We start from the raw sequence: 23,514 nt of genomic DNA on the forward strand, positions 1-23,514 counted from the left end.
GTGTAGAGTGGAACGATGGCAAGGATCGTCGACACCCGATGCCCGCGATGCGGCGCCCCGCTGCCGGTTCAGCCGGGGATGGACTCCGTCACCTGCCAGTACTGCGGCGCGCGGTCGCTGATCGATCGCGGCAGGAAGCCGACCACCGCGCCGGTCCCGCAGGGCATGCACGTCGTCCGGGTGGCGCCGCCGTCCGCCAACGTCGCGGTGTTCGCCGTGATGGGGGCCGTCGCCGCCATGGCCATGGCCGGCGGGGTCGCCGCCTTGGTGACGCAGCGCGCGCCGGCGGCGTCCGGGGCGCGGCCCGTCCTCGGCATCGGGCCCAGCGTGCAGTTCAAGGATCGGCCGATGCTCGCCGACGTCAACGGCGACGGGGCGCCGGACGTGATCGGCAAGAGCGGGATCCCTGCCGGGGAGGAGTGGATCGCCGCCTTCGACGGGCGCGACGGCAAGCAGCTGTGGAAGACGGCGGCCCTGACCAAGGACGCGGCCGGCCAGGAGGCGCGGCGCGCGGTGGTCTTCGATCGGGTGATCTCGATCGACGGCCTGGGCAAGGCGCAGGCGTACGATCTGCGCACCGGGGCCGCCTCGTGGTCGGCGTCGCTCGGCGAGAAGCCGAGGCGGGTGTGCCAGGGCGACGGCGTGATCGTCGTCGAGACGGTCGACGACGCGAAGCACGGCCTGGAGCCGGCGAGCGGGAGGCGGCGCGAGCTCGCGAAGGGCGCGGCGTGCAAGCCGGTCCCGAGCTCGAACGCCGACGAGGCGCCCGGCTATCGGCTCGTCGGCTGGTCCGATTTCGACGAGCTCGGGCTGCCCGCGCTGCACGCGATCGAGGGCATGTCGGCGCACCACGCGCTCGTCCCGAGCGGTCCCGGGCCGCGGTTCATGCTCGGCCGTCGCAGCAAGGGCAGCCAGGTCAGGATGGTGGCCGCGGTCGACAAGAAGAAGGTCCTCTGGAAGGACGTGGTGCCCGGCGTCGATCCGCTCACCACGAGGGCGATGGGGACCGAGGAGGCGGCCTACGAGGGCGGGCTCCTGGTCGTCCCCTACGACATGAACGATCATAGCCAGGGGACGCGCCTCGCCTGCTTCGACGGCGCCACCGGCAAGCGCCTGTGGGACGTGCAGGTCCACAAGAAATCGCAGGTCTCGTCCGGGATCTCGGCGTCGGCGAACGACGTCTTCTTCGCCTCGTGGACGGCGGTCTACGTGATCTCGCTGAAGACAGGCCAGCTCAGGTACGTGATCGGGACCGAGTTCTAGCCGGATGGGCGCTCCCTCGAGGCGCGCTCACGGATCGGCGACCTTGAGGAGCTGCTTGCCCGTGTTCGCGCTGGTGAACAGGCGATTCAGCGTCGCGGGCGCCTTCTCGAGGCCCTCCTGCACGTCCACGCGATTCTTGATCTTGCCCGAGCTCACCCAGCCGGCGAGGTCGGAGACCGCCTCGTTCACCTGGCCGAGGTAGTCGGTGACGATGAATCCCTCCATCCGGCCGCGCCGCATCAGCAGGTTGATGTAGTTCTTCGGGCCGGGCGGCGACTCGGACTCGGTGTAATCGCCGATGGCGCCGCAGAGCACGACGCGCCCGCGCATCGCGAGCTCCGCGAGCGCCGCGTCCAGGATCGCGCCGCCCACGTTGTCGAAATAGACGTCGATGCCGGCGGGGCAGAGCTCCCGGAGCCGGGCGGCGACGTCCTCGGATCGGTAGTCGATGGCGGCGTCGAAGCCGAGCTCCCCCGTGATCCACGCGCACTTCTCGGCGCCCCCTGCGATCCCGATCGCGCGGCAGCCCTTCGCCTTGGCGATCTGACCCACCATCATCCCGGTCGCGCCGGCGGCGCCCGAGACGACGACCGTCTCCCCCTCTTTGACGCGGCCGACGTGGAGCAGACCGAAGTAGGCGGTCAGCCCGGTGACGCCGAAGACGCTGAGCGCGAGCTCGGGCGGTATGCCGGGCGGCAGCTTCGAGGCCGGGAGCAGCTCTCGCTTCCCGGCCGTCAAGAGCGCGTAGTCCTGCCAGCCGAGGAGGCCCTGGACGAGGTCGCCCGGCGCGAAATCGGGGCTGTTCGAGCGTACGACCTCGCCGACGCCGCCGGCGCGGACGACGTCGCCGATCGGGACCGCCGGCATGTACGAGTCGCGAGCGAGCCATATCCGCTGCGTGGGATCGACCGACAGGTAAAGTGTACGGACGAGGATGTCCCCGTCCGCCTTCGGCTCCGGGATGGGCTCCTCGTTGAACGTGAAATCGCTGTCTTTGAGCAGGCCGACAGGACGCGAGGCAAGGCGCCAGCACCGGTTCACATCGCTCCTCATGGCTGTCTTCTCCTTCATGTGCCGAAGACGCTACCAGCGCATCACCAGCAGGGCAACGGGGGGTCCCCAAGGCGGCCAGCCGCGGTCAAGGCCGCGTCATGTGTTGTGCGCTGGCGTACGTGCGTTCTCGTGCGTTGGGCGCGACGGTGGTCGGGGTACGATGCGGGCGAGCGCGGGAATCGTGGGAGCTCGAACCGCTAGGCAAGCGAGCGGGTGCATGCTAGGGTCGCCGACGACGCCTGACACGCGTCGATTATGGTCGCTCCTCGCTGAAGCCATCTCTCTGTCGCACGGCCGTCCGTGGCGAGCCGTCCGTCGCCCTCTTCGCGGCGATGGAGCGGCGCCCGTGGTGCCGTGAGGGCGCTGTCACGTCAGCGCCTGCGGACGAACGCGCTCGTCCGCGCTGCAGGTCGGTTCCGAGAACGAGGAGGATCGAATGAGAAAGATTGTTTACGACGTCGCGGTGTCGCTCGACGGTTTCATCTCGCATGAGGACGGCTCGGTCGACGGTTTCCTGATGGAGGGAGAGCACGCCGCCGAGTACCTCGAGCGCCTGAAGGGCTATCGCACCGTCTTGATGGGGAAGAGGACGTACGAGTGGGGTTATCCCCTCGGGCTCGTCCCGGGCAAGCGGGCGTACCCGCACATGGAGCACCACATCTTCTCGCGGACGCTGCGCTTCGACGAGGGGGCCGAGGTCCAGGTCGTCGATCGCGACGAGGTCGCCGTCATCGAGGGGCTGAAGGCGTCTCCCGGCGCGGACATCTACCTTTGCGGGGGCGGCGCCTTCGCGGGCTTCCTCCTGGATCACGCGCTCATCGATCAGCTCGTCCTGAAGGTGAATCCCATCCTCTTCGGCCACGGGGTCCGGCTCTTCGGCGGCAGCGCCAGGAAGGTCGATCTGGCGCTGGTCGCGTCGAAGCCCTACGCGAACGGCGTCCTGCTCGCGAGGTACGACGTGAAATACGGCCGCGCGGCCTAGGGCGGTCCGCGCAGGCCCGCGACGTCGGACGCCTGAGCCCATTCTCTCCTGCTGACACGATCCCGGCAGGCCCGGGGGACCACGCCCCGCGCCGCGAGACGAACACCCTCCTCGCGCGGGGCGGCTCGGTGCCGTAAGCTCGCCCCCTCCCGTCATGTCGTCCGTCCAGCGGAACCCGTGGCTCATCTGCGCCTATTACGGCGTGCATTCGTTGATGTTCCCGGCGGCCATCTTCCCGCTGTTCTGGACCGGGGACATCGGCATGAGCGTGGCCACGATGATGAGCGTGCAGGCCTCGTTCAACCTGAGCATCGCGCTCTTCGAGTTCCCCTCCGGCTACATCGCCGACCGCCTCGGCCATCGACGCGCCCTCGTGCTCGGCTCCTCCAGCATCCTGCTCGGCTGGTCCCTCTATGCGATCGCGCACGCGCTCTGGTCGGTGATCCTCGCCGAGCTCGTGCTCGGCGTCGGGTTCTCGCTCGTCTCGGGCGCCGACTCCGCGCTGCTCTACGACTCGCTCCGCGAGCAGGGCAAAGAGCACGAGTTCGCCCGCTGGTACGGCCGCATGCGCTCCATCGCCCAGATCGCCTCGGGCAGCGGCGCCCTCGTCGCCGGCTTCCTGTACGCGCGCTGGTCTCGCCTGCCGTTCGTGATCGAGGTCGCGGCGTGGGTGCTCGCCCTCGGCATCGCCCTCCGGTTCGGCGAGACCCAGCGCGCCCTGCCCAAGGTCGAGGATCACCTCGGCCGCATGCGCTCCGTCGTGCGCGACGCGCTGCTCGAGCGCGCCGACCTCCGCGCCGTGCTGCTGCTCGGCGTCGCGTTCGCGCTCGCGTCGTATCTGCCCACCTGGCTCATGGCCCTGTATGCCACCGAGTCCGGCGCCAAGGTCACGTGGATAGGCCCCATGTGGTCCGTCGCCAGCTTCACCACCGCGCTCGGCGCGATGCTGAGCGAGCGCGCCGGCCGCCGCCTCGGCATGACGGGGATGCTGCTCGCGTGCGTCGCCCTGGTGGCGGCCGGGTACCTCGGCCTCGCGATCTCGCATCACGCGCTCGGGTTCGCGTTCTACTTCCTGCTCACGTTCGTGCGCGGCCTCCACATGCCGCTGCTCCACCACGAAGAGCAGCGGCTCGCGCCCGACGGCGATCGCGCGAGCTGCGTCTCGCTCCGCAGCTTCCTGTTCCGCCTCGCCTTCGTGCTGCTCGCGCCCGTCGTCGGGATGGGCGTCGATCGCTACGGGCACCGCCCCGTGCTGTGGGTCTCCGGCGCGCTCATGGCGGCGCTCACCTTCGCGGCGTTCTGCCTGTTCCGCGCCCGCGCGGCGCGCCCGCAGCAGCCGTGAGCCGGGCGCGGCCCGCGCCGCCCCGCGCCCGGGCGCGGCTCAAGCCGACTTGGCGACCCTCATGCGCATCCGGTGCCTCAGCTCCTGGACCGCGCTGACGATCGCCGTCGGATCGAGCGGCGTCGCGCCTGCGGCCACGTGCGTCGACAGGAACGCCGCCGAATCGACCACGCTCCCGCTGAGCCGGAACGGGACGGGCGCGCTGGCCAGCATCATGAGCCCGGTCGCCACGCTGCGCACGGCGGACCCGAAGAAGCCCTGCCCCTCGCACGCGACGGACACGCCGCCCACCGCGCCGGGAACCTCATCGAAGACCCGCACGATGATCTTTCGTATGTCCGGCGGCGGCAGCGCGGTGCCGGGCTCGATGACGGCGAGGTGGCCGATTCCCCACCCGAAGCGCGCGATACCGGCCTTCATCTCTCGATAGAACGTGTGAGCCTCGTTGACGCCGTTTCCTCGCCACACGGCGACATGGATCCGGTCGACCCAGCCCATGGCGCAGATCTCGTTGACCAGCCGGACCTCCAAGGTCATTGCCGCCAAGGTTAACCAGCTCGCTCGCCGGGGTGCAAGGCCCGGTCGCGCCCGCGTCGCGCCCGTCGCGCCCGTCGCGCAAACGATTGCGCCGCGATCGCCGGCCGGCGCTGGGCTGGTAGGGTGGAATACCCTAAAGCAGCCCTGATCGCTCGACCGCCGGCGCCGGCAGGGGCGCTGCGCTCCGGGCTCGACTCCGCAGGTGGTCTGATGTGGCTGTCGCCCCCGCAGCGGATCCAGCGTCGAGGATCGCGAGCCGCTGTGTTCTTGACGACGGATTTGGCCGTCCGTGCTGTTGAGAAAGCTCTCGGCACCAGATACGCTCGCGGCGTGTGGGGCTGGCTCGGAGGAGCTCGGGTGCGGTGATGGCCGCGGAGGAGCTCGGGTGCGGTGATGGCCGCGAAGGCGAACGGCGGCTTCGCCACGCAGCCCCGTGGGATCCATGAAAGGAGGGGCTTGAATGAGAACCGTTCATTCTTTGGCGGTCACCGGTTTGCTGGTCGGTGCGTTCGCCACGACGGGTTGCGGCGATGACGGCTCGGGCAGCGGCGGCGCCGGCGGGAGCTCCTCTAGCTCCGGCACGTCGTCGAGCTTGACGGGCGGGAACGGCAGCGCGACCGGCACGGGGGCTTCCGGCGGCGGCTCGGGCGAAGGCGGCGGCGGGACCGTCGACCCGAGCGAGAGCTGCCCTGGTTGCGCGCGGCTCTCCGTGCCGTTCAGGAGCGCGGGGCAAGCGACGCAGTTCTTCATCGGGTTCGACGAGGCGATCGACCTGACGGGCGCCGTCGTCACATTCCGCGTGAAGGCCCACACCGGCACCAACGGCGGCGTGCAGCCGTTCGTGCAAAATGGGGCTGAGCTCTTCTGGGCGAACGTCGGCTATACATGGAATCCGGTCGCCGGCCTGGGAGAGTGGACGGACCTGACGATCGATGTCGACGCCTTGGCCCCGACGTCTCCCTTCTTCAACGGCACCCAGGTCAAGTTGCTCGGGCTCCAGATCACGGCGGGCAACACGGGGCCCTGGGCCAACCCGACCGTCATCTACGTCGATTCCATCACGGTCACGAAGGGCGGGAGCACGAGCGCTGCGCGCGGTGCCTGGGGCACGCGCGACGAGTTCGGCGAGGGCGGCGCGGGCGGCACGATCGGCGCGGGCGGCGCCGGAGGCGCGATCGGCGAGGGCGGCGCGAGCGGCGTCGGCGGCGCGGGAGCCACCAGCGGCACGGGCGGCGAAGGCGGGGCTGCGAGCGGCGAAGGCGGCGCGGGCGGCGAGGGCGGCATGGCCGGCACCGGCGGCGCGGGCGGCATGGCCGGCACCGGCGGCGCGGGCGGCATGGCCGGCACCGGCGGCGAGGGCGGCATGGCCGGCACCGGCGGCGCGGGCGGCATGGCCGGCACCGGCGGCGCGGGCGGCATGGCCGGCGCGGGCGGCGAGGGCGGCACGGCTGGCGCTGGCGGCATCGGTGGCGAAGGCGGCTCGGGCGCTGCGGGCGGCGCCGGCGGCGAAGGCGGCACCGGCGGCACCGGCGGCACCGGCGGCACCGGCGGCGAAGGCGGCACGGGCGGCGAAGGCGGCTCCAGCGGAGAGGTGATTCATGTGGTCGGTCCGTTCGAGTTCACGACCAGCGCGGAGCCGATGGTGATCGGCAATTACATGCCCGTGGAAGGCTCGACGCTGTCCCACCTTGCCGACTGAGCCCGGGCCAGCCCCGCTGCGCCTCACCAGAGAAGCGCGCGAGGCGCGCTGAAGCATCGATCCATCGGATCGGTTGGACCCTCCCTCGCGCCGTCGACCCGATCGGCCTCCAGCCGAATCCAATTGTCGCCGGGCGGCCTCGAGCGGGCGCCGAGCTCCGCGCCTCGACGCGCTCGCTGGGGCGAAATGCGCCACGCGCGCGCCGCGCGGCGGCCGCAAAGGCGCAGGAGCGCGCGGCGCCGCGCGCGGCTCTCGGCGGCACGGTGCGTGCTTTGACTCGGGAGGACCGAGGAACCGACGAACCAAGATGACGGAACTACCGTGAGCCGCCCCCGCGCAGCGGGAGGCTTCGGTCTCCGCGAGGGTGATTGCCATGCACGATACCGCGTTGGATGCTGTCGAGAACGATCTTGAGGCGCGCCGCCGGGGCGATGTGCCGTTGCCCGCGGGCGTCCCTCCGCACGCCTCCGGCCTCGCGAAGGCCGCTGCTGGGGCCCTCGCGGGGGCCGCGGCGGGCGCGGCGGTGGGCGCGATCGCCGGCCCGCCCGGGGCCGTCGCCGGCTCGGTGATCGGCACGCTCGTCGGTACGGTCGCGGAGGTGGTCGTCTCGCGCGATCGGGAGCGGGAGGCGCAGCGGGACGCCGCGCTAGATGCGGAGCTCGGCGTGGTCGGCGGGGACATCGGCGCGGCGCCGCCCGGCCAGCCCGCCGCCCAGCGCGGCGCCTTCTCCGCGCCGACCGCCGGGTTCGCCGGGGCCGTCGACGTCGGGTCCGGCCCGGCCGGCGGCCCGATGCAGAACGTCGAGCAGGCCTGAGCGCTCGCCCCCCCCGGCGCCGGCGATCGCGCGTCGCGCTGCGTCCGGTCCGTGCTCCTGACTTGTTTTCTTGCGCCGGTGCTCCCGCGATCTCCCGCGTTTGTGGCGCGGCCGACGAGCGAGCTCGTTCGTCGCGCCGAGCGCCGGTTCGGAAATGTCCACATGCGCCGTTGAGAAAATTCCGGCTTCGGGATAACGTCGCGCCCGCGCGGCGGGTTCGGAGCGAGCTCGGGTACGGCTAAGCAGGTACGGCGAACAGCGATCTCAGCCGCGTGGCCCCTCATGGGATTAGATAGAGAGGATGCGATGAGATCAGTTCTTTCTTTGGCGATGTGTGGATTGCTGGCCGGCGCGTTCGCCACCACGGGCTGCGGCGACGACGGCGACGACGGCAGCGGCGGCGCCGGCGGGGGCACCTCGTCCAGCACGAGCACGTCGGCGAGCTCGACGAGCGGGAGCTCGACCACCACGGGGTCCGGCGGCGAGGGCGGTGAGGGCGGCCAAGGCGGCGAGGGCGGCCAGGGCGGCCAGGGCGGCGAGGGCGGCGAGGGCGGCCAAGGCGGCGTCAACGAAGGCGGCGGGGGCAGCGCTCCGGACATCGGTCCTGGGCCGGACGAGAGCTGCTCGGGTTGCGCTCGGCTGGCCGTGCCGCTCGCAGAGGCGAGCACGGGGACGCTGTTCCAGTTCGACTTCCCGGGGCTCGTCGACCTGACCGGCGCGACGGTCACGTACCGCCTGAAGGTCCACGCCGGCACCGGCGGTGGCGTGCAGACGTACGTGCAGAACGGGGGGGCCCAGGGCTGGGTCGGCGTCCCCTGGGCGTGGACGGACCTCAGCGTGCTGGGCGACTGGACGGAGCTCACCATCGACGTCGATGACGCCGCCGGCGTTCCAGGGGCCGAGGCGTTCGACAAGACCCAGGTGCAGCGCATCGGCATCAAGGTCGATGCAGGCGACACGGGGCCCTGGGCCAACCCGACCGTGGTCTATGTCGACTCCATCACCGTCACGAGGCCCGTCGGCACGGGCGGCACGGGTGGCGGCGGCACGGGCGGCGCCGGCGGCGGCACCGGTGGCGCCGGCGGCACGAGCGGTGAGGGCGGCGCTGGCGGCGTCGGCGGCACGAGCGGCGAGGGCGGCGCTGGCGGCACGAGCGGTGACGGTGGCGCCGGCGGCATCGGCGGCACGAGCGGCGAGGGCGGCGCGGGCGGCACGAGCGGCGACGGTGGCGCCGGCGGCACGAGCGGCGACGGTGGCGCCGGCGGCGTCGGCGGCACGAGCGGCGAGGGCGGCGCTGGCGGCACGAGCGGCGACGGTGGCGCCGGCGGCGTTGGCGGCACGAGCGGCGAGGGCGGCGCCGGCGGCGCGAGCGGCGAGGTGACTCATGTGATCGGTCCGTTCGAGTTCACGGACGATCTGCAGGGATTCCTGCTCGGCGACTACCTGCCGGTGTCGGGCTCGAGGCTGGATCACCTCGGCGAGTGAGCCAGGAGGGCCTGCGGCGCTCGCTCCCGCGCTGCTGCGCGCGAGCGAGCGCCCGGCCCGCCTCATCGATCATCGAGGGCGCACGTTCCGGTGCGACCCAGCTCCCCCGTTTCATGCAGTCATGTCAATGCGCGCCTGCCGTAGCCGCGGGCCGCGGCGTCGCCCCGCGAAGGAGCGGCGGCATGTCTTCAGCGGTGCGCTCTCAGATTTCGCACGTGCCCAGCGCGTCCCTGCAGACCCCATCGACGCAATAGCCCGCGCAGTCGGTGTCGGCGGCGCAGCTCTTCCGCGCGCACTGGCCCGCACCGAGATCGCACGCGAAGTTGACCGGGCAATCCTCGTCGGACGCGCAGGTGCTCGGGGCGCAGCGCTGGCCCTCGTCGCAGGCGCTGCCCGCCGGGCAATCCGCGTCAGCGGCGCACGGCGATATGCAGACACCCCGCCCCTGCGGCGCGCACTGGAAGCAGCGCTGGTCGCCCTGGCAGGCGCCCTCGAAGCACAGCGGGAAGAAGTTGGTTCCCGCGTTGAAGCACGGATCCGCATAGGAGACGCACTCGCCGTTCGGGAGCGGCGGGCTGCACTCCGCGCTGCTGCGGCACGCTGTCGGTACGCGGTCGTCGCCGCCTCCGCCGGTCGCGCCGTCGCCGCCGGTCGCGCCGGCGCCGCCATCTCCGCCGGTCGCGCCGTGGCCGCCATCGCCGCCGGTCGCGCCGGCGCTTGTGCCACCTGTGCCAGGTTCGTCGTCCGCACAGCTCGAGGCGGCGAGGACGGCAGGGACAACGAGCCCGATGAGCCAGATGCGTGAATGCATGAGATTCCTCTCTTCTGGCCGCCATCCGCGCCCCGGGCTTGCCCGCCGTCGCGCGCGGCGACCGCGGCGGCTCGGCAAGGCTCATGCCGGAATACCGCTGCTGCGGAAGGCGCCGCGCCAGCGGAGGCCAGCCGCCGCCGTTCGCCGAAAGGGAGCGCGACGCGCTGGCACAGAGCGCCGAGATATCGTCAACTACCGCCGCCTGGCCCGAGGGGCGCTGTCCGCCGCGACGCCAAGGTCCGTATGATCCGAACCGTCCACACGACCCGCTACGTGACCCCGCTCCGCGAGGGCGGGTCGCTGCCGGCCCTCGTCGAGGCCGACGACGACGGCCTCTACGTGCTGAAGTTCCGCGGCGCCGGCCAGGGCCCGAAGGCGCTCATCGCGGAGCTCGTCGCCGGGGAGATCGGGCGCGCGCTCGGCCTGCCCGTGCCGGAGATCGTCTTCATGGAGCTCGATCCGGAGTTCGGGCGCGCCGAGCCGGACCCGGAGCTCTCGGACCTGCTCTCGGCGAGCGCCGGCCTGAACCTCGCGCTCGACTACCTGCCCGGCTCGCTCGCGTTCCAGCCGCTCGTCGGCCCCGAGCTCGACCCGGCGCTCGCGTCGGCGGTCGTCTGGTTCGACGCCTTCGTGAGCAACGTCGACCGGACCCCCAAGAACCCGAACCTGCTCCTGTGGCACCGCCGCCTCTGGCTCATCGACCACGGCGCGGCGCTCTACGTCCACCACGCCTGGACCGACACGACGGACCCGCTCGCCGACGCGCCCGACCGGTTCCCCCTCATCCAGAACCACGCGCTGCTCCCGTTCGCCCGCGACATCGCCGCCGCCGACGCCGCGCTCAGCGCCCGGCTCACGCCCGCGCGGATCGCGGAGATCGTCGCCGCGATCCCGGACGCGTGGCTGGTCGAGCCGGAGCCGCCGATCCGGCTGGTCGGAGAGCGGCGCGCGTCGGCGCTTTACAGCCTCGCCGAGGGCGAGGCCCCGGCGCCCTCCGCCGCGCCGAGCGCGCCGAGCGTCGAAGCGCGGCGCGCCAAGTACGCCGCGTACCTCACCCACCGCCTCGCGTCGCCGCGGGGCTTCGTCGAGGAGGCGCTCGATGCCCGCACCCGACGATAGCCCGCCCCGCGCGCGCGACGCCGCGGACGCCTTCGACTACGCCGTGCTGCGCGTCGTCCCGCGCGTGGAGCGCGGCGAGCGCGTCAACGTCGGGGTGGTCCTCTTCTGCCGCGCGCAGGGCTTCCTCGAGGCGCGGAGCGAGCCCGACGAGCGGCGCCTGCTCGCCCTCTGGCCCGCGCTCGACCTCGAGGCGGTCCGCGGCCACCTCGACTTCATCCGCCGCGTCTGCGCCGGCGATCCGGCGTGCGGGTACGTCGCCGGGCTCCCCCAGGCCGAGCGCTTCGGCTGGGTGGTGTCCCCGGCCAGCACCATCGTCCAGCCCTCGCGCGTCCACGCCGGCCTCGGCGCCGACCCGGCCGCGGCCCTCGACCGGCTGCTCGCGGCCCTGGTGCGGCCGGGACAGGGCTGAGCCGCGCGGCGCGTGCTTCCCCCGCCGCGGCGCGGGAGCCGGGCGACCGCGCATGGCGCGCTCAGGGCTCGTGCGCGTCGCGGCCGAGCGCCCGCTTCACCGCGGTCACGACGCCCAGCACCACCGCGCCGGCCACGATGCCGACCACGGCGTTGGCCAGCGACGGCACCACCGCGCCGAGCACGGGGCCGACGCCGCGGGTCATGTCCTCGATGTGGTGATGGAGCCACGGCACGCCGTGCGTCAGGATGCCGCCGCCGACCAGGAACATCGCCGCGGTGCCGGCGACGGACAGGCCCTTCATCAGCCAGGGCGCCGCCCTCAGGATGCCGCGGCCGAGCGACTGCTGGAACGCGTCGCCCTGGCGGCTCAGGTGGAGGCCCGCGTCGTCGAGCTTGACGATGCCGGCGACGAGGCCGTAGACGCCGACCGTCATGATCAGGGCGATGCCGGCCAGCACGGCGACCTGCGTGCCGAACTTCGAGTCCGCCACGGTGCCCAGCGTGATCGCGATGATCTCGGCCGACAGGATGAAATCGGTGCGCACCGCGCCCTTGATCTTCTCCTTCTCGAACTCCACGAGGTCGATCTTCGGGTCGGAGAGCGCGTGCACGCGCTCGGCGCGGCGGGCCTCCTCCTCGTGCTCCGTGTGCAGCAGCTTGTGCGCGACCTTCTCGAACCCCTCGTAACAGAGGAAGGTGCCGCCGAGCATCAGTAGGGGGGTGATGGCCGCGGGCACCAGGGCGCTGATCGCCAGCGCCGCCGGCACCAGGATGGCCTTGTTGATCAGCGAGCCCTTGGCCACGGCCAGCACGACCGGCAGCTCGCGGTCGGCGGTGACACCGGTCACCTGCTGGGCGTTCAGCGCCAGGTCGTCGCCCAGCACGCCGGCGGTCTTCTTGGCGGCCACCTTGGTCAGCACGGCCACGTCGTCCAGCACGGTGGCGATGTCGTCGATCAGGGCGAGCAGGCTGCTTCCGGCCATGGAGTGAGATCCTCGTCGAGTGGGTGGGGTGAGGGGCGCCGCGGCGGCGCCGGGAGGCGGACGTCGCGGCGGGCATGGTAGCGGCGCCGGCGGCCGCCGGTCGAAGATCCTGGCCGCTCATGTCGACCGGCGAGCCTACCACGCGCGGCTTTCCCCGGGCGACGCTCCGCGCCGGTCACCTCCATGGTCATCGGCGACGCCGGCCCCCCGCGAGGGCGCGCCTGGACGACGGATTGGACACTGTCCAAGGGGTTGGAGGGTCGGCTGACGGAATGGACACCCCAGCTCACCCTGAGGGCATGTTCTTGGCTGGAGGAGCCGTCATGAAGATAGGCATTTTGCTTGGCAGCACGAGGGTCGGAAGGCAGTCGCACAAGGTCGCGCTCTACCTGGAGAAGGAGCTGAAGGAGCGGGGCGTCGCGGCCGATCTGATCGACCTGGCCGACGACCCGCTGCCGATCCTGGAGGGGCGCTCCGCCCTGAGCGCGCAGGCGGAGGCGCGGGTTCAGGCCCTGAGCGCGCGCCTCCGCGCGGCGGACGGGCTCGTGTTCGTGACGCCGGAGTACCACGGGAGCTTCTCGGGCGTGCTGAAGAACGCGCTCGATCACTTCTGGGAGGAGTTCAACCGAAAGCCGATCGGCGTGGCCGCGGTCTCCGCGGGGAAGCTCGGCGGCATCAACGCGTCGACCCAGCTGCAGCACGTCGTCCTGAGCCTCGGGGCCTTCGCGATGCCCACGAAGCTGCTCGTCTCGGAGATCCATGACGCGTTCGACGAGTCGCTCCAGGTGAAGAGCGAGCCGATCGCGAAGGCGACCGAGCGGTTCCTGGACGAGTACCTCTGGTTCGCCAGCGCCATCGTCCGGGCGAAGCTGGTCGCGGCGGAGCGGGCGGCGTAGCGCGGCGCCGCGGCGCCGCGGTTGAAGCGCGCGCCGCGCCGCCGCTCAGGCGCTCTCCTCGATGCCCGAGGGCGGCTCCAGCCCCGGCGGCTCTTCCAGGCTGATGCGCCCGAGGCGCCCGGCGCGGAAGTCGTGGACCAGGATGTCCGACGCCTTGTGCAGGTCCACCGCCCCGCCGCTCCGCAGGCAGCCGCGGCGGCGGCCGATCTCCTCGATCAGCGCGGGGGCCGTCTCCGGCAGCTCCTTCAGCTTGTAGCGGGCGACGAGGAGCTCGGGATAGCGCCGCAGGAAGTACCCCGCCGCGAAGAGGGCGACGCTCTGGTAGTCCATGGCCGTGTCCGGGATCGCCCCGCCCACGGCCAGGCGGAACGAGGCCGCCTCGTCGTCGATCTTCGGCCACAGGATGCCCGGGTTGTCCGAGATGGCCATGCCGCTCTTCAAGGTGACGAGCTGCTGGCTCTTGGTGACCGCGGGCTCGTCGCCCACCTTGGCCACCTTGCGCTCCATGAGCGTGTTGATGAGCGTCGACTTGCCGACGTTGGGGATCCCCACGATCATCGCCCGCACCACCTTGCCCGGGCCGTTCTTGGGGGGCACGAGGCGCTTGCAGAGCTCCGGGATCCGGCGCCGCGCCTCGGACGACTGGGTCGCGGAGAGCGCGATCGCGAGCACCTTGCCGCCCGGCGGCGCCTCGCCGGGCGCCGGGTGCTCCGCCTCGAGGTGGCGCAGCCACGCCGTCGTGACGGCCGGATCCGCCAGATCGCTCTTGTTCAGCACCTTGATGCACGGCTTCTGGCCGCGCAGCTCGGCCACGACGGGGTTCTCGCTGGCCCGCGGCATGCGGGCGTCGAGCACCTCGATGATGACGTCCTGCGACGGCATCGACTCGGCGATCAGGCGCCGAGCCTTGGTCATGTGGCCGGGATACCATTGAATCGCCATCCGCCGCGGAGCTCTCTATCACGCCCGGCGGCTCACGCGCACCCGTCCGGGCCGCAGGCCGCCCCCTCGGCGAACGCCGGGTCGGGCTCGCCGGCCGCCTCGTCCCACGTCCGCTGGAGCACGCCGAGGAGCGCCTCGGCCGGCTGCGCGCCGGAGACGCCGTACCGCCCGCCGAAGGCGAAGAAGGGGACGCCCGTGATGCCGATCGCGCGCGCCTCGGCCTCGTCGGCCCGCACCTCGGCCGCGAAGGCGTCGCCCGCGAGCGCCTCGCGGACCTCGGCCGGGTCGAGCCCCGCCTCGCCGGCGAGGCGCGCGAGCACCTCCGGCTCGCCGATCGCCTCGCCCTCGGTCATGTAGGCCCGGAGCAACCGCTCCTTCACCGCGCCCTGCACGCCGCGCTCGGCCGCGAGGTGCAGCACGCGGTGCGCGTCGAAGGTGTTGCCGGGCCGGACCCGCTCGAAGTGGAGGTCGAGCCCGTCCGCCGCGGCCACCTCGGTCATCTGCCGGATCATCGCCTCGGCCTTGGCGACCGACGCGCCGTACTTCCTCGCGAGCCGCTCGGCGTAGGAGACCTCCGCGCCGAGGACGCGCTTCGCGGCGGGGTCCAGCTCGAACGCGCGCCAGACGACCTCGACGGCATCCCGGTGCGGGAACCTGGCGAGCGCGGCCTCGAGCCGGCGCTTGCCGACGTAGCACCACGGGCACGCGATGTCGGACCAGACATCGACACGGAGCTTCTTCGTCATGGCGAGCAAGGTAGGTCGCCGCGGCGCCTCCGGCCAGGCGCGTTCGTCGCGGGCGCGCAGGGCGGGGGAGGGCCTCCGTCGGGTCGTCCGCTCGATGCGGGCGCCGCCGGCCGCAGGTCGCCGCGCGTCACTGGAGCGCGATCGTCGCCGCCACCTTGTCCTCGATCCCGGCCCAGGACACCGGCCGATTCATCGTCGAGTAGGCCTGGAGGACCACCTCCCGGCCCCCGAGCACGACGATGTAGCTCACCATCTGCACCCCGTTCTTGAGCTCGTTCCTGACGCTCACCGCGGGGCGCCCGCCCAGATCGACGCGCTCCGCCGGGCCTTTCTTGACGGTGTTCGCCGGCCGGTGCTCGTCGAGCGTCTTGCGCTCCTGATCGAGGAGCTCGCCCAGCTGATCGGGCGGCACCTCGCCGTCCAGCGGGAAGACGGCGATCTGGAACACGACCGGCGTCTGGGGCAGCCGCCCGTACGAGTGGAAGGGGATGCCGTCCAGGTCCTCCACGGCCGTGACCCGCGCGAGCGCCTCCGGCAGCTCGAGCGCGACGCCCGTGTCCGCGATCGCGACGCGCGTCAGCGCCGGCGGCTCGCCGAGCGCCCACGGGCGGCCGACGGCGAGCGCGATCGCCACGGACGCCGCCATCGCCGCGGCCGCGAGGGCGGCCGCCGCCGTGAGGAGGGGGCGCGGCCTCGGCTCCGCGTCCGCCGCGCGCGCGCGCTGCTCGACCGGCAGGAGGCCCCGAGGCAGGACCGTGACGACGAGCGCGAAGCCGACGACGCCGCCGCCGAGGTGCGCGAGCAGGTCGACGCCGGGCTGGAAGCTGTAGACGAGGTTCAGCCCCAGCGGCCACCACGCGCGGCTGCGCATCTGCGCGATCATCGCCGGGGGCAGGAGCCCGTGGGGCCGGAGCGCGACGCCGATGCCCGCCGTCATGAGGCCCCAGATCGCGCCCGACGCGCCGACGCTCCACCGTTCCGCCAGCATCGCGCTCGCGACCGACCCGCCCAGCGCCGACGCCGCGTAGAGCAGGAGAAACCGCCGCGGGCCGAGGAGCGCCTCGAGCATCGGGCCGAACGACCAGAGCGCCAGCATGTTGACGAACAGGTGGATCGGGTCGGCGTGCAGGAAGGCCGACGCGAGGAGGCGGTAGAGCTCGCCGCGGCGCACCGCCTCGCCGCTGTTGGCGCCCATGCGCCAGAGCGCCGCCTCGTGCGTGCCCGAGCCGAAGAGATAGCTCACGGCGAGGAGCGCGGCGCACGCGATCACGAGCGTCGTCGTGACGCGGCGGCTGCCCGTCAGCCTGTCGACGATCGCGCGCTCCTGCCGCGCCAGCGTCTGCCCCTCCTCGAGCGCCCGGGCGATGGCGTCGGGGCCGGTCGGGCCCACCTCGGCGAGGCGCCTGTGGGCCTCGTCGAGGGCCGGCAGGGCGGGCCCCTTCACGCGCGCGAGCGCGCCCGCCGCGTCGAGGTGGTGGAAGCCCATCCGCACGGGCTGCACGAGCGGCGCCGCCTTCGCGAGCGCGGCCCGGCCGGCGGCGGCGCCGCCGCCCACCACGACGAAGTGCGCGGGCGGCCCGCCGGGGCGCGCCGCCTTCACCAGGGGCTCGACGTCGGCGCGGATCTCGTCGGCCGAGGCGTCGACGTCCGCCGTGACGAGCACGAGCCGGAGGGGCGCCGCCCGGGAGGCGAGCTCCGCCACGTCCGCGTCGCAGCGGAGGAGCACGAAGGCGTCCGGCCCGTGGAGCAGCGCCGCGAGCAGGCGGTCGCGCCGATCCAGCGTCTCGTCCCCGGGCGCGCGGTCCATGCTCGGCTGCTCCACCACGCTCTCTTCTCCTCCTGCGATCGATCGCGCGGAGAGCGTAGCGGAAAGGCGGCGCGCGCTGGGCCGCGAAGTGCGCCCGGCTACGTCAGGCGATGTCGGCGACGACCGCGTGGTGGTCGGACGCGGCGCCGACGTCGATGACGTCGGCGAGCGCGAGCCGGCCGGAGAGCCGTGGTGAGAGCAGCACGTAGTCGGTCCGCGTCTCCACCTGCGCGTCGGCGCGGCCGCGCAGCGCGGTGGCCCAGCGCGGGGAGCGCGGCCGGAGGCGCAGGGCGTCGGTCCAGCCGAACGCCTCGAGGGTGTCCATCGTGTCGAATCGCGGCGGGCTCCCGTACTTCTCGATGCCGGCGGCCGCGAGGCGCGCGTCGAGGTCCGCGGGGTAAGGGTCGCGGCGCGAGATCGCGTTGAGGTCGCCGGCGAGCGCCCAGAGGCCCGCGGCGAACCGGGCGGGCGGCACGAGGGAGAGCAGCCAGCGGGCCTCGGCGAGCCGGCGGTCCTCGCTGCCGGCGTTGAGGTGGGTGCCGAGCACGACGAGCGGCTCGCCGGCGAGCGAGAGCTCGAGCTCGACGAGGCAGTGGGCCAGCACCTCGGGCGCGTGCACGCGCGCCTTCACGAGCGGCGCCCGGCTGACCACGCCCACGTGGTTCCGCCGGCCGCTCGGCCGCGGGTTGGCGTTCCCGAGCACGGCGTGCCGCTCGCCCGGGGGCGCGCCGACCGCCTCGGCGACGGCCCGGAGCCGGGCGCCGTCCTCCCAGCCGACGCACTCCTGGAGGACGAGCAGGTCCGGGCGCGCGGCGGCGACGATCGTGAGGATCGCCTCGAAGCGATCCTCGCCGCCGGAGAGGATGTTGAAGGTCATGATCTTCACGGTGGGATCAGGCTAGCTCGTCCGAGCAGAGCAGCTCCAGGGCGTGCTGAATCCGGTGGACGCGGCGCCGGTGACAGCGCACGAATCCGACATGGCCGGGCGCGGGGCCGCGCCTCGGCGCGCAGGACCCATGGATACGACGATGAGCATCGAGCAACGAGGCCTCCTGTGGGCGGCGCAGCGCGCCGTCCTCGCCATCATCGCCGGGGCGGCCGCCGCGGCGCGCGCGGGCCTGGCTGGCCAGGCCCGCTCCGCGGCCCTGGAGAGCGCCTGATGGCCGGCGAGATCCTCCCGATCCGCAGCGATTCGCCGCTCTACGTCGGCGCGCTCCGCCTGCGGTACGAGGTCTTCGTCGTCGAGCAGGCCGTGCCCGCGGACATCGAGGTCGACGAGCTCGACGAGGGCGCGCAGCATTTTGTGGTCCTGGACGGCGAGGAGGTCGTCGCGACGATGCGGGTCGTGCCGTACGAGGGCGCGCTCAAGGTGGGCCGCGTCGCCGTCAGGAAGGATCTTCGCGGCACCGGCCTCGGGCGGCGGCTGCTCGAGGAGGCGATCCGCGTCGCCGCCGCGCAGGGCGCGCGCGCGCTGGTCTTGAACGCCCAGGTCGCCGCCGCGCCGTTCTATCGCAAGCTCGGCTTCGTCGAGGAGGGGCCGCTCTTCGACGAGGCCGGGATCCCGCACACCAGGATGATCAGGCGGATGACCTGAGCCCGCCGTAGATTCACGGCGTGCGTGCGCCGCGCGCCCGCCGGAGCCGCCGTGATACGCGCCTGTCCGCCGGCAGATCGCGCGATCCTTGACGTCGACACCGACATGCTGGCAAGGCTTGTGTCGCTGCGCTACCGGGCGGGCGAGGGGCGGAGCGCCCCCGGGCGCTGCGCTCGAAAGGAACGGGTGACCCGATGACTGTGCAGCGGATCCTCCTCGCCGGCGCCACGGGCGCGGTCGGCTCCGAGCTCTTGCGCTTGCTCCGCGGCCGGGGTCTCTTCGTGCGCACGCTCTCTCGCACCGAGGGCAACGCCGCGGGCATCCGCGGCCTCGCCTCGGAGGTCGTCGTCGCCGACGCGGCGGAGCCCGGGGCCGTTGCCGGCGCGCCCCGGGGCGTCGATACGGTCGTGTCCTGTCTCGGCGCGAACGTCTCGATGACGCTGCGCGAGCGCAGGAGCTATTACGACGTCGACGTGGTGGCGAACACGCACCTGCTCGAGGCGGCGAAGCGGGCGGGGGTGAAGCGCTTCGTCTACCTCTCCGCGCACCCTGGCCCCGGATATGCCCACACCCGCTATCTGGCCGCCCATCTCCAGGTGGAGGAGCGCATTCGCGCCTCCGGCCTCTCGTTCTCGTTCGTGCGCCCGACCGGCATCTACTCCGCGCTGAACGACATGATCGCGATGGCCCGCGCCGGCGTGGGCACGGTGCCCGGCGACGGCCTCGCGAGGACCAACCCGGTGCACCCCGCGGACGTCGCCGAGGCGCTCGCCGAGGCGCTCGCCGGGGGGCCTGACGTGATCCCCGTGGGCGGGCCCGACGTCATGACGCGCGACGAGGTGATGCGCTTGGCGTTCGACGCCGTGGGCAAGAAGGGGCTCATCGTGCACGTCCCCGCGGGGGTGCTCCGGTCCACGAGCGTGCTGCTCGAGGGCATCCACCCGCGGCTGTCGGATCTGCTGGAGTTCGTGGCGGCCGTCATGACGTCCGACTCGGTCGCGCCCGCGCGCGGGACACGGCCGCTCGGCGCCTGGTTCGAGGCGCTCGCAGGCGCGCAGGCCGGCCCGCGGCGAGGCCAGGGCTAGCAGGTGCCCAGCTCCTGGCGGATCGCCTCGACCACCTCATCGGGCGTGGCGCCGGGCCCATCGTACCCGTGCGAGCGCGGACAGCGGCGCGCCGCCTCGCGCAAGACATTGCCCAGCTGGGCGTTGCTCTGGATGATGTCCCGGCGGCAGCGCTGCCCCAGAGCATCGGAAGGCCTCGGAGCCGCCGAACGCATAGGGGTCCACGTAGGCCGAGAGATCCGAGCCCGGGCCGAGGACCGCGCCGTCGCCCAGCGCCGCCGCGAGCTGCCTGTAAGCCGAGTCGATCCGTCAGGACGAAGGAGACGCTCCGTTCCCTGGGTCCTTCGAGGGAGCGGGGGCCGCCCGAGGTGCGAGATGAAGACGTCGCGGAGCCCCCTTCATGCCGCGCTCCGCGGCCTCGCGTCCTCGTCTCCGCCGCGCGCGCTCGGCCCGATGCTCTCCTCGATCGTCACGAAGCTCAGCGCGTAGAGCTTGTGCAGCACTCGACAGCAATCTCGCTCGGCGGCGCCCCGTGTGGCGCGATCGGCCTCTGATTCAAGCATCTCCGCGAGGATCTCCCGGGTGGGCTTTCCGCTGCCAGCGCGGGTAAGGAAGGACCCTATCCTCCGCCCGACGCGCGCCTTCTGGACGCGATCGGTCGCCGCGATCCTCCCGAACAGGATCAGCGTCGGCGCGGGCTCCGGATCGAGCGGCGCCTTGCCGTCGACGAGCGCCCGGACGAACGACAAGACATCGAACGCGAACTCGTGCAGCGCGACGTGCCGGCCCGCGCGCACGGCGCCGTCGAGCAGCTCCGCCTCGGTGACGCTCGGCCTCGACGCGTTCCGCGACCTGAAATCGTTCGCGCTCTCGACGCTGGCGGCGTCGGACCACAGCATGAACTCGGCGCGCTCGCAGCGCATCACGTCGAGGAGGTAGGGGATATGGAGCTCCCCTCGGTCGACGTGCCGCTCGATGAGCTCGGTGAACCAGAGCGCGTCGCGAAACGCGCGGATCAGGCGCTCGGACTTGATCGGGCGGTATGTCGCGATGAGGCTCCGCTCCATCCTCGAGAGCGCCTTGTGGCGCCGGAGCAGCGCGAACGTGGCGGGGAAGTACGTCTCGACGAGGAAGAAGCGCTTGGTGCCCATCGACCTCGAGATCCAGCGGAGCCGGTCCTTGTCGAGGGACTGGAGCGCGGATACCTGTCCGGCGCTGAGCGCGTTCTCCTCGGCGAAGCGCGCCGGGTCGTCGTAAAAGCGCTCGAACGCCTGAGGCTCGGTGAGCAGCCGCGCGAACGCCGTCTGAAACGCTGACTTGTCCGTATCCATCGTCCGCCCCTTTGCTATGCAATTCATGACTTTCATCGTCCACCCTGCGGCCGCGCGAGGGGCGCCTCATGCCCAGATAGCCCTCGCGCGCTCGACCTCTCCCAGGATCTCGCCGAAGTCCTCCGGCGGGTTCGCGTCGCGCTCGATGGCGATGCCGCGCACGGGCGCTCTCCGGCAGAGATAGTCGAGCAGGTCCCAGACCTCAGGATGGCTGTCGACCGGCTGGTCGTGCGTGTCGAGCCACATGCCGTCCTCGCGAGCTCCGCCGGCCAGGTGGACCTGCACGACGCGCTCGAGCGGGAGGCGATCGATGAAATCATACGGATCATAGTAGAGATTCTGGGCGTTGATGTACAGGTTCGTGAGATCGAGCAAGATGCCGCAATCGGCGTCGTTCACGACCTTGCTGATGAAATCCGCCTCTGTCAGGGTGCACCCGGGGATCGCCATGTAATAGGTGATGTTCTCGAGGAGCAGCGGGACCCCGAGCATGTCCTGGAACTGACGCGCCTTGGCGGCGCAGCGCGCCGCGGCGGTCTCGGTGAACGCGAGCGGGGTGAGCTGGCCGAGCTCGATCTGGGAGACCTGCGTGAAGCAGAGGTGATCGCTGTACCAGGGGGCGCGCACCGCCTTCGTGAGGCGCGCGATGTCACGGCAATAACCCATGTCGAGCGGCGCGTCGGTGCCGATGGATAGCTCGAGGCCATGGGGCGCTATGGGCAGCCGCTGGCTCAGCTCGACGGCGCGCGCGACCCGCCCCTCCGTCCGATAGATGTAATGGTCCGCGCAGATCTCGATCCAATCGATACGGTCGCGGTGTTGTTCGATCCCGCGCACGAACCAGGGGCGATGGGCGAGCCCAACGCCGATGCGCGGCAGATCGAATCTCGGATTCACACTCATGAACATCTCCTTGCGTGCAGGTAAAAGGAAGCGCCCAGGCAGCGCCGCGAGCGCTGCCTGGGCGCCGACGGCCGGGGGGGAGCCTCCCCGCCGCTCATGTCACTCGTCGTCCACGTAGCCGCATCCGCAACAAAAGCAATGCAGCGAGACCTCCCGCACCTCCAGCTCGGTGGGGTCGTCAAGGGTGATCATCTCGAAATCGAATCCGCTGTTGTCCGTATTCATCTTGTTTCTCTCCTTCATCCGACGCAAGTTGGCCTGCTCGGTCACGGACCGGTCGGCAGGGCCTCGTGCGGACTGAGCTCCGCCGCTTTACCCCCACCGACTTCCCGCCCGCGCAAAGGCCTAATCAAGGGGCGTGCCGCTGAAGGATCGGCGTGCCGGGCGTGCATGCAGAGCCGCGAGGATGCCGCTCGGCTCTGCGGCTCATGGATCTCATGGATGGCGATGGCGGGGTGAAACGGCCGGGGAACGAGCTCACCGGTGGACGTCGCAGGAGAGTACAGGGGCGGAGGTGACGGACCGCCGTGACCAGCTCGCTCGTTCAAGTCCCGCTGAGGAGGGCAACGTCTTGCTCAGGAATGCAAAGCCCCGCAGGAGGAGGCAAAGCCTCGCCGAGGGAGGCTTGCGGAACATGGCCGCCGTGGTGGCGTCGGAGGCGCGCGCGCGTGCGTCAGCGGCCCCGGGCCGCTCGGCTCGTTATGGCCGAGCGCGGCGCGTCCTGCCCGCGCCCCGGGCCGCCAGCTTGCCTGACGCCCACCTGAGCCGACGTCTATGCTGGCGACGCGGGCGGGCCCCGCGCGTCGCCCTGAGCTGCCCGCTCAGCCCTTGTGCCGCGCGCCCTTCGATCTGCGGTACTCCTCGAGCTCCTCGCGGCCTTCCTTCCCGTTGCGCTCGAGCGTCTTCAGCCAATCGTCGCGGTATTCCCGCATCGCCTCGGCCACGGTCTCGGCGACGACGAGGTTTCTGTACCACTTGGCGTCGGCCGGGACGATGCACCACGGCGCGTACCGCGAGGAGCAGCGCCGGAAGGCGTCCTCGTAGGCCTCCGTGTACTCGTCCCAGACCTCCCGCTCCTTCCAGTCGTTCACGTTGAGCTTCCAGGCGGTCGAGGGGTTCTCCTCGCGCTCCAGGAGCCGCTTTTCCTGCTCCTTCTTGCTGATGTGCAAGAAGAACTTGATCACGATGGTCCCGTGCTCGGCGAGCAGCTCCTCGAAATCGTTGATGTGGTCGTAGCGCTCGCCCCACAGCGACTTGGGCGCCAGGTCGTGCACGCGCACGACGAGCACGTCCTCGTAATGAGAGCGGTTGAAGATGGCGAACTCCCCCGCGCGCGGCGCGTGCCGGTGAATCCGCCACAGGAAATCGTGCTCCCGCTCCTCCTTCGTCGGCACCCCGAACGAGCTCACGCTCACGCCGCGCGGGTTCAGCGCGCCGACGACGTTCTTGATCGCGCCGTCCTTGCCGGCCGCGTCGCGGCCCTGGAGCACGATGAGCACGCTGTGCGTCCGCGCGCCCCACATGAGCTCCTGAAGCTCGAGCAGCTCCTTGCCGAGCTCGTGGAGCCGCTCGGCCGCCTCCTGCTTCGTCGCGTCGCGGGGCGGGTCGGTCGAGACGTCCTCGAGGCGAAACTTCGAATCGGGCTTCGTGAGTCGCGTGATGGGCATGCCCGCGAGCGTACACGATCCGGCCCGGGCGCCTCCCGTGGCGCGACGCCGGGCGGCGCGGCCGC

The 23,514-nt window shown here is 72.3% G+C and carries 25 protein-coding genes; 12 read left to right on the plus strand and 13 right to left on the minus strand.

Features of this window, described 5'->3' with window-relative positions; genetic code table 11:
* Positions 1–78: 78 nt before the first annotated feature.
* On the plus strand, positions 79–1,263 hold the full coding sequence (locus NQZ70_RS09415; RefSeq protein ID WP_129581247.1) for a PQQ-binding-like beta-propeller repeat protein: 1,185 nt from the start codon (positions 79–81) through the stop codon (positions 1,261–1,263).
* A gap of 27 nt (positions 1,264–1,290) precedes the next feature.
* On the opposite strand, the gene NQZ70_RS09420 is transcribed toward NQZ70_RS09415, so the two are convergent.
* Positions 1,291–2,316 (minus strand): NADP-dependent oxidoreductase, encoded by a 1,026-nt coding sequence (locus NQZ70_RS09420; protein ID WP_237245174.1) that lies wholly within the window; start codon positions 2,314–2,316, stop codon positions 1,291–1,293.
* 436 nt (positions 2,317–2,752) lie between these two features.
* On the opposite strand from NQZ70_RS09420, the gene NQZ70_RS09425 reads away from it, so the two are divergent.
* Both NQZ70_RS09425 and NQZ70_RS09430 read left to right on the plus strand, forming a co-directional pair.
* Entirely contained in the window at positions 2,753–3,298 is a 546-nt protein-coding gene (locus NQZ70_RS09425; RefSeq protein ID WP_129573922.1) for a dihydrofolate reductase family protein, read from the plus strand.
* Between the two features lie 154 nt (positions 3,299–3,452).
* Positions 3,453–4,640 (plus strand): MFS transporter, encoded by a 1,188-nt coding sequence (locus tag NQZ70_RS09430; RefSeq protein WP_129573923.1) that lies wholly within the window; start codon positions 3,453–3,455, stop codon positions 4,638–4,640.
* A gap of 39 nt (positions 4,641–4,679) precedes the next feature.
* On the opposite strand, the gene NQZ70_RS09435 is transcribed toward NQZ70_RS09430, so the two are convergent.
* Positions 4,680–5,177, minus strand: a complete 498-nt coding sequence (locus tag NQZ70_RS09435) for a hypothetical protein (protein ID WP_129573924.1) — start codon at positions 5,175–5,177, stop codon at positions 4,680–4,682.
* Positions 5,178–5,637: 460 nt separating this feature from the next.
* Between NQZ70_RS09435 and NQZ70_RS09440 the strand changes: the two genes are divergently transcribed.
* The 3 genes from NQZ70_RS09440 (at position 5,638) to NQZ70_RS09450 (ending at position 9,175) form a co-directional block, all read left to right on the plus strand.
* Entirely contained in the window at positions 5,638–6,876 is a 1,239-nt protein-coding gene (locus tag NQZ70_RS09440) for a hypothetical protein (protein ID WP_129573925.1), read from the plus strand.
* Positions 6,877–7,249: 373 nt separating this feature from the next.
* Positions 7,250–7,690 (plus strand): hypothetical protein, encoded by a 441-nt coding sequence (locus NQZ70_RS09445; protein ID WP_129573926.1) that lies wholly within the window; start codon positions 7,250–7,252, stop codon positions 7,688–7,690.
* Between the two features lie 306 nt (positions 7,691–7,996).
* Positions 7,997–9,175, plus strand: coding sequence for a hypothetical protein (locus NQZ70_RS09450; protein WP_129573927.1), 1,179 nt, complete (start codon positions 7,997–7,999; stop codon positions 9,173–9,175).
* 202 nt (positions 9,176–9,377) lie between these two features.
* On the opposite strand, the gene NQZ70_RS09455 is transcribed toward NQZ70_RS09450, so the two are convergent.
* The gene (locus NQZ70_RS09455; RefSeq protein WP_165373872.1) at positions 9,378–9,986 is read right to left on the minus strand and encodes a hypothetical protein; all 609 of its coding nucleotides are present in this window, start codon (positions 9,984–9,986) and stop codon (positions 9,378–9,380) included.
* 243 nt (positions 9,987–10,229) lie between these two features.
* Between NQZ70_RS09455 and NQZ70_RS09460 the strand changes: the two genes are divergently transcribed.
* Positions 10,230–11,105, plus strand: coding sequence for a HipA family kinase (locus NQZ70_RS09460; RefSeq protein WP_129573929.1), 876 nt, complete (start codon positions 10,230–10,232; stop codon positions 11,103–11,105).
* The gene (locus NQZ70_RS09465; RefSeq protein ID WP_129573930.1) at positions 11,086–11,514 is read left to right on the plus strand and encodes a DUF3037 domain-containing protein; all 429 of its coding nucleotides are present in this window, start codon (positions 11,086–11,088) and stop codon (positions 11,512–11,514) included. The genes NQZ70_RS09460 and NQZ70_RS09465 overlap by 20 nt, the downstream gene beginning before the upstream one ends.
* Before the next feature lie 61 nt (positions 11,515–11,575).
* On the opposite strand, the gene NQZ70_RS09470 is transcribed toward NQZ70_RS09465, so the two are convergent.
* On the minus strand, positions 11,576–12,499 hold the full coding sequence (locus NQZ70_RS09470) for a DUF808 domain-containing protein (protein ID WP_129573931.1): 924 nt from the start codon (positions 12,497–12,499) through the stop codon (positions 11,576–11,578).
* Positions 12,500–12,822: 323 nt separating this feature from the next.
* Between NQZ70_RS09470 and NQZ70_RS09475 the strand changes: the two genes are divergently transcribed.
* Positions 12,823–13,395: an NADPH-dependent FMN reductase gene (locus tag NQZ70_RS09475; RefSeq protein ID WP_129573932.1), complete on the plus strand. Its 573-nt coding sequence runs from the start codon at positions 12,823–12,825 to the stop codon at positions 13,393–13,395.
* Positions 13,396–13,440: 45 nt separating this feature from the next.
* Here NQZ70_RS09475 and ylqF read toward each other — a convergent pair whose 3' ends face one another.
* The 4 genes from ylqF to NQZ70_RS09495 form a co-directional block, all read right to left on the minus strand.
* Positions 13,441–14,337: a ribosome biogenesis GTPase YlqF gene (gene ylqF / locus NQZ70_RS09480; RefSeq protein ID WP_129573933.1), complete on the minus strand. Its 897-nt coding sequence runs from the start codon at positions 14,335–14,337 to the stop codon at positions 13,441–13,443.
* A gap of 32 nt (positions 14,338–14,369) precedes the next feature.
* Positions 14,370–15,083 (minus strand): DsbA family oxidoreductase, encoded by a 714-nt coding sequence (locus NQZ70_RS09485; protein WP_165373873.1) that lies wholly within the window; start codon positions 15,081–15,083, stop codon positions 14,370–14,372.
* Positions 15,084–15,210: 127 nt separating this feature from the next.
* A complete protein-coding gene (locus NQZ70_RS09490) occupies positions 15,211–16,908 on the minus strand; it encodes a rhomboid family intramembrane serine protease (protein ID WP_129573935.1) in 1,698 nt (565 codons plus the stop codon).
* An 85-nt stretch (positions 16,909–16,993) separates the two neighbouring features.
* Positions 16,994–17,767, minus strand: a complete 774-nt coding sequence (locus NQZ70_RS09495; protein ID WP_129581248.1) for an endonuclease/exonuclease/phosphatase family protein — start codon at positions 17,765–17,767, stop codon at positions 16,994–16,996.
* A gap of 151 nt (positions 17,768–17,918) precedes the next feature.
* Here NQZ70_RS09495 and NQZ70_RS09500 point away from each other — a divergent pair, with 151 nt between their 5' ends.
* The 3 genes from NQZ70_RS09500 to NQZ70_RS09510 all read left to right on the plus strand — a co-directional run bounded on the left by NQZ70_RS09500 (position 17,919) and on the right by NQZ70_RS09510 (position 19,569).
* On the plus strand, positions 17,919–18,050 hold the full coding sequence (locus tag NQZ70_RS09500; protein ID WP_257792771.1) for a hypothetical protein: 132 nt from the start codon (positions 17,919–17,921) through the stop codon (positions 18,048–18,050).
* Positions 18,050–18,484 carry a GNAT family N-acetyltransferase gene (locus NQZ70_RS09505; protein ID WP_129573936.1) on the plus strand — a complete coding sequence of 145 codons (435 nt, stop codon included), beginning with the start codon at positions 18,050–18,052 and terminating at the stop codon, positions 18,482–18,484. Before NQZ70_RS09500 ends, NQZ70_RS09505 begins: the two co-directional genes overlap by 1 nt.
* A gap of 194 nt (positions 18,485–18,678) precedes the next feature.
* Positions 18,679–19,569, plus strand: coding sequence for an SDR family oxidoreductase (locus tag NQZ70_RS09510; RefSeq protein ID WP_129573937.1), 891 nt, complete (start codon positions 18,679–18,681; stop codon positions 19,567–19,569).
* On the opposite strand, the gene NQZ70_RS09515 is transcribed toward NQZ70_RS09510, so the two are convergent.
* The 5 genes from NQZ70_RS09515 to NQZ70_RS09535 all read right to left on the minus strand — a co-directional run bounded on the left by NQZ70_RS09515 (position 19,566) and on the right by NQZ70_RS09535 (position 23,449).
* Positions 19,566–19,763, minus strand: a complete 198-nt coding sequence (locus tag NQZ70_RS09515) for a hypothetical protein (RefSeq protein WP_129573938.1) — start codon at positions 19,761–19,763, stop codon at positions 19,566–19,568. The two genes, NQZ70_RS09510 and NQZ70_RS09515, sit on opposite strands and share 4 nt — an antisense overlap.
* Before the next feature lie 183 nt (positions 19,764–19,946).
* Positions 19,947–20,906: a hypothetical protein gene (locus NQZ70_RS09520; protein WP_129573939.1), complete on the minus strand. Its 960-nt coding sequence runs from the start codon at positions 20,904–20,906 to the stop codon at positions 19,947–19,949.
* Between the two features lie 39 nt (positions 20,907–20,945).
* A complete protein-coding gene (locus NQZ70_RS09525) occupies positions 20,946–21,782 on the minus strand; it encodes a DUF692 family multinuclear iron-containing protein (RefSeq protein ID WP_129573940.1) in 837 nt (278 codons plus the stop codon).
* Positions 21,783–21,881: 99 nt separating this feature from the next.
* Positions 21,882–22,007 (minus strand): hypothetical protein, encoded by a 126-nt coding sequence (locus NQZ70_RS09530; RefSeq protein WP_257792772.1) that lies wholly within the window; start codon positions 22,005–22,007, stop codon positions 21,882–21,884.
* A 596-nt stretch (positions 22,008–22,603) separates the two neighbouring features.
* Positions 22,604–23,449, minus strand: a complete 846-nt coding sequence (locus NQZ70_RS09535) for a PPK2 family polyphosphate kinase (protein ID WP_129573941.1) — start codon at positions 23,447–23,449, stop codon at positions 22,604–22,606.
* Between the last annotated feature and the right edge of the window lie 65 nt (positions 23,450–23,514).

The sequence above is a fragment of the Sorangium sp. So ce836 genome (assembly GCF_028553905.1).
In the GTDB taxonomy this organism is placed as follows: Bacteria; Myxococcota_A; Polyangia; order Polyangiales; family Polyangiaceae; genus Sorangium; species Sorangium cellulosum_D.

Bases quoted from the DNA above. Each gene is read 5' to 3' on its own strand.
- NQZ70_RS09530 (WP_257792772.1), bottom strand. From the start codon at position 22,007: ATGAATACGGACAACAGCGGATTCGATTTCGAGATGATCACCCTTGAC.
- NQZ70_RS09485 (WP_165373873.1), bottom strand. From the start codon at position 15,083: ATGACGAAGAAGCTCCGTGTCGATGTCTGGTCCGACATCGCGTGCCCG.
- NQZ70_RS09525 (WP_129573940.1), bottom strand. From the start codon at position 21,782: ATGAGTGTGAATCCGAGATTCGATCTGCCGCGCATCGGCGTTGGGCTC.
- NQZ70_RS09460 (WP_129573929.1), top strand. From the start codon at position 10,230: ATGATCCGAACCGTCCACACGACCCGCTACGTGACCCCGCTCCGCGAG.
- NQZ70_RS09415 (WP_129581247.1), top strand. From the start codon at position 79: ATGGACTCCGTCACCTGCCAGTACTGCGGCGCGCGGTCGCTGATCGAT.
- NQZ70_RS09535 (WP_129573941.1), bottom strand. From the start codon at position 23,449: ATGCCCATCACGCGACTCACGAAGCCCGATTCGAAGTTTCGCCTCGAG.
- NQZ70_RS09430 (WP_129573923.1), top strand. From the start codon at position 3,453: ATGTCGTCCGTCCAGCGGAACCCGTGGCTCATCTGCGCCTATTACGGC.
- NQZ70_RS09420 (WP_237245174.1), bottom strand. From the start codon at position 2,316: ATGAGGAGCGATGTGAACCGGTGCTGGCGCCTTGCCTCGCGTCCTGTC.
- NQZ70_RS09475 (WP_129573932.1), top strand. From the start codon at position 12,823: ATGAAGATAGGCATTTTGCTTGGCAGCACGAGGGTCGGAAGGCAGTCG.
- NQZ70_RS09455 (WP_165373872.1), bottom strand. From the start codon at position 9,986: ATGCATTCACGCATCTGGCTCATCGGGCTCGTTGTCCCTGCCGTCCTC.
- NQZ70_RS09425 (WP_129573922.1), top strand. From the start codon at position 2,753: ATGAGAAAGATTGTTTACGACGTCGCGGTGTCGCTCGACGGTTTCATC.
- ylqF (WP_129573933.1), bottom strand. From the start codon at position 14,337: ATGGCGATTCAATGGTATCCCGGCCACATGACCAAGGCTCGGCGCCTG.
- NQZ70_RS09465 (WP_129573930.1), top strand. From the start codon at position 11,086: ATGCCCGCACCCGACGATAGCCCGCCCCGCGCGCGCGACGCCGCGGAC.
- NQZ70_RS09515 (WP_129573938.1), bottom strand. From the start codon at position 19,763: ATGCGTTCGGCGGCTCCGAGGCCTTCCGATGCTCTGGGGCAGCGCTGC.
- NQZ70_RS09470 (WP_129573931.1), bottom strand. From the start codon at position 12,499: ATGGCCGGAAGCAGCCTGCTCGCCCTGATCGACGACATCGCCACCGTG.
- NQZ70_RS09450 (WP_129573927.1), top strand. From the start codon at position 7,997: ATGAGATCAGTTCTTTCTTTGGCGATGTGTGGATTGCTGGCCGGCGCG.
- NQZ70_RS09495 (WP_129581248.1), bottom strand. From the start codon at position 17,767: ATGACCTTCAACATCCTCTCCGGCGGCGAGGATCGCTTCGAGGCGATC.
- NQZ70_RS09500 (WP_257792771.1), top strand. From the start codon at position 17,919: ATGAGCATCGAGCAACGAGGCCTCCTGTGGGCGGCGCAGCGCGCCGTC.
- NQZ70_RS09520 (WP_129573939.1), bottom strand. From the start codon at position 20,906: ATGAATTGCATAGCAAAGGGGCGGACGATGGATACGGACAAGTCAGCG.
- NQZ70_RS09440 (WP_129573925.1), top strand. From the start codon at position 5,638: ATGAGAACCGTTCATTCTTTGGCGGTCACCGGTTTGCTGGTCGGTGCG.
- NQZ70_RS09445 (WP_129573926.1), top strand. From the start codon at position 7,250: ATGCACGATACCGCGTTGGATGCTGTCGAGAACGATCTTGAGGCGCGC.
- NQZ70_RS09435 (WP_129573924.1), bottom strand. From the start codon at position 5,177: ATGACCTTGGAGGTCCGGCTGGTCAACGAGATCTGCGCCATGGGCTGG.
- NQZ70_RS09505 (WP_129573936.1), top strand. From the start codon at position 18,050: ATGGCCGGCGAGATCCTCCCGATCCGCAGCGATTCGCCGCTCTACGTC.
- NQZ70_RS09510 (WP_129573937.1), top strand. From the start codon at position 18,679: ATGACTGTGCAGCGGATCCTCCTCGCCGGCGCCACGGGCGCGGTCGGC.